The organism is Mesorhizobium prunaredense (genome assembly GCF_900156895.1).
GTDB lineage: Bacteria > Pseudomonadota > Alphaproteobacteria > Rhizobiales > Rhizobiaceae > Mesorhizobium > Mesorhizobium prunaredense.
The window spans coordinates 1-3,245 of record NZ_FTPD01000055.1; the positions used below are offsets into that span (position 1 = coordinate 1).

A 3,245-nucleotide genomic window follows, 5' to 3' on the forward strand; every position below is an offset into this window, starting at 1 on the left:
CCTGCTACCGGGAAGCCCTTCGGGCCTCCAGCTGAGGCGGCAGAAGGCGCCGTGCTGGACGGCGGTGTCGCCGCTCGGTTGGAGGCCGAGATGGTGCCGGAGACTAGAATCGCTCTGCTCATCGGCAACAAAAGTTACGGAGGAATCATTCCGCCGCTGGACAATCCAATCAACGACATAGACAGCATCGCAGCCAAGCTTCGCGTGCTTGATTTCGATACTACAGTCCTTCCCGACGCCACCTTTCGCGATACGGATAGAGCCATAAAGCAGTACGTAAGAAAGCTGCGCGAGGCCGAGGGCCGGCCGGTCGGTTTTTTTTGGTACACCGGCCACGGTTTGATGGATCCGCGCACACACACGAACTACCTGATTCCGACGGACATCACGACATCCGGGCCTGCCATATTCGATGAAAGTATCGGACTGGAACAAATCCTGGATCTGCTCTCTCGCGACAACCAGAATGCGGCCCAAATTGTCGCGTTCGATGCAAGCCGGCCGAATTTGACCATCGAAGGTACGGATTTCGTTCCTGTGGGCTTCGCCGCCACGCACGCCCGCGCCGGCATGGTCGTCCTTTTCGCATCGTCGCCAGGAAGGCCGGCCTACGATGAGAGCCAGGCGGCGCCGGACCACAGCCCCCTCGCGTTCGCGTTGCTCGAAGGACTCGAGCGACCGAGCCCGCATCACGCTATGCTGTTAACCCTCGCCATTGAAAGAGTTGTCGAACTGACGAAGAAGCGCTCGCCGGTACAGCAACCGCACCTTCTGGTCAGCCCGATGGTGGAGATCCGCCTGAACCGGGGCGACCCTTCGCCGAGAGTCCCGCCGCCTGCCGCTGCCGACGAAAAAGGCGCGAGCGGCGCTATGACCGCCGTCATTAGGGAGGTCCCGTCACAGCATCAGCCGAGGGACCCCAGCTTGCCTGAAATACTCAGAGAGTTTGACCTCACTCGGCTTTCGGAAGGCGAGCGGTCGCAATTTAAGGAGCTGCTCGCCAAAGTTGATCCAGGTCCCTCCTCATTCACATACTACGCTCCTGGCTTACTTCTTCCGGGGAGCGGTGTCGGTCTGCGTGATATGACCAATCACGCGCCCGATATTGTCTTCCCGATCTCGAACGCTGAAGCTTACGTCAACTCGCAGCTTTACGGTGCCGGCGGTCGCTTCGACAGTGCGAACGGTCGTGGTCAGTTCGACAGTGCGAACTACGCATATCCCTGGCGGGACAACTTTTGCGAGTTGAGGTCATTTGCCATAAGCGTCTGCCCGCAGGGTCGGGGCCACCAGGGCGTCGATATTCGCGCCGGCCTTAGGCCAGTGGGCGACGTGATGGTAAATCGCGATAATGAGCCTGTTGAGATTGTTGCAGTCGAGGAGGGTGTCATTACCACTCTCACTAAAAATACCACGGTTACGCTAAGAGGAAGCAGCGGCCGTGAATGGCGATACATAGCGATGAAACCGGTGCAGTCGCTGGCGAGAGGTGCCCGTGTGCGTAAAGGCCAACTGCTGGGGTACATGTCTAATCTAATGGGGGGAGGGCCACAAACTACCTTTCATCTCCACATCGAGCTCAGGACAATTGTTGATGGTAAGGCCCACTTCCTTTCGCCATACATGGCGCTTGTTCGTGCCTACGAGAGGAGGTTTGGCCCGGGGAGGATGCTGCAAGAGGGTGAACTGCAGATCGGGGTGTCCACGCTCAGAAGATAGCGTTCTGACTGGCTTGGTCACTGCACCACGAGTCAGACGACACAGATTGGCCAACCCTCGACGTCACTTCAACGCATTGCACTCGCGTTCGCTCATCACAACCAGTCCCAACCTGCAATCTCCCGTGCTGACGAAGGCGAGAGATTGGCAAGACACAAGCAGGAGCGACATTCCTCCTTGCCAGATCAGGATGTTTTAACTTAGCCGCTACAGGTCAAAGTCGCATAAGTTGCAGTGCGGAATTCAGCGGCGACCTGTGCTGGGGTCGCCCGATCACAACCTGCCCCAAAGAGAAGATCCGGCCCTTTCACTCCACAAGCATATTGCAACGTATGGCATTTCATTTTGGTGTTGAAGATGCGCAACCCGAGTTCTGCGGCGATACTCGAATAGCCCGCGACCTCGACCCAGCTTTTCGCTTTGCTGCCTCGCTTTCGACCCCAGGAGCAGCCCGCAATCTTCTCAGAAATATCCTTTGATAGTGCGCTTGCAAAACCGGCAGAAACAGCGGCGTCAATGGTATGCCGCACTCAGCCGCTGAAAGCGGTTTTGCAACTTATCGCCACAACATCACCGAGCAGATGCGCCGCTTGAAGGCTCTCCGGCTGCCTAGCTTTCGGCCGATAGTGACGATCCGGCCTGAACTCTCTTGGGCGTCGTCAGAGCAGTTCGATCAACTTCGCGCCCTACAGCGCGCTCGGCCCACTATCAGTAGGATTGAACTCGTCGCGCAATGCGGTTGAGCGGAGGCCAACTATCGGGCAGGATAAAAAATGATGTGTCGCGTGCCCTCGACCTACCCTTCAGTACGATGCCATGGGGGCATTGTCGGGCTGTGTCTCGCGCTGGCTGCGACCTGGAGCATGGCGGCCGCCGCGCAGGAGAACCCGTGGACGGAGGAACGGCAGAAGGCCGTTGTCCGCGTCGAGGTATCGGTGCCGGGCAAGGACGAGCCGAGCGTTGGCACCGGCTTCATCGTGGAGGGCAGGAGCGACGACCACTACGTGATCACGTCAACTCATACCGTGTTTCCGGACCACGACCCCGATGCGTCTCCTCCCGCCGGGTGCCTTCCGCTCCGGGATAAGACGCGCCTGTTCCGGGTTAACCGTGGCGGCCCGGAGCTGTTGGGAAATTGCGTTCGCCATCTTGGCAACGACATTTCGCTGATCCTGCTCGAACCTGGGGACGGCAAATTCCCCACGCTGCGGCTCTCGCGGCGTGAGCCCAAGAATGGCGATTGGCTCCACATCGCCGGCTATCCAGAGGGTGGTCGGTTGGACACGAACCGGTCGGCTAAAGTCACGCAATGGAACCCGGCGAACAACACCGTCATCACCGCCATGGTGACTACAGGGGGAATGAGCGGAGGGCCCTACCTTGATTCCAGCGGCTCGGTAGTGGGCGTTCATCGCGGGGGGCTCCGGTTCCAATCCGGGTTCGCCCGCATGACCCCGATCTGGACTATGGAGACCGAGCTGGAACGCCACCTTCCCGAGATACCTGCTACCGGGAAGCCCTTCGGG

General features: G+C 59.1%; 2 protein-coding genes. Both read left to right on the forward strand.

Annotated elements, in window-relative coordinates; translation table 11 throughout:
• On the forward strand, positions 1-1,719 hold a 1,719-nt coding region (locus BQ8794_RS27505), incomplete at its 5' end, for a caspase family protein (protein ID WP_077381753.1).
• Positions 1,720-2,582: 863 nt separating this feature from the next.
• On the forward strand, positions 2,583-3,245 hold a 663-nt coding region (locus BQ8794_RS27510), incomplete at its 3' end, for a S1 family peptidase (protein ID WP_167378859.1).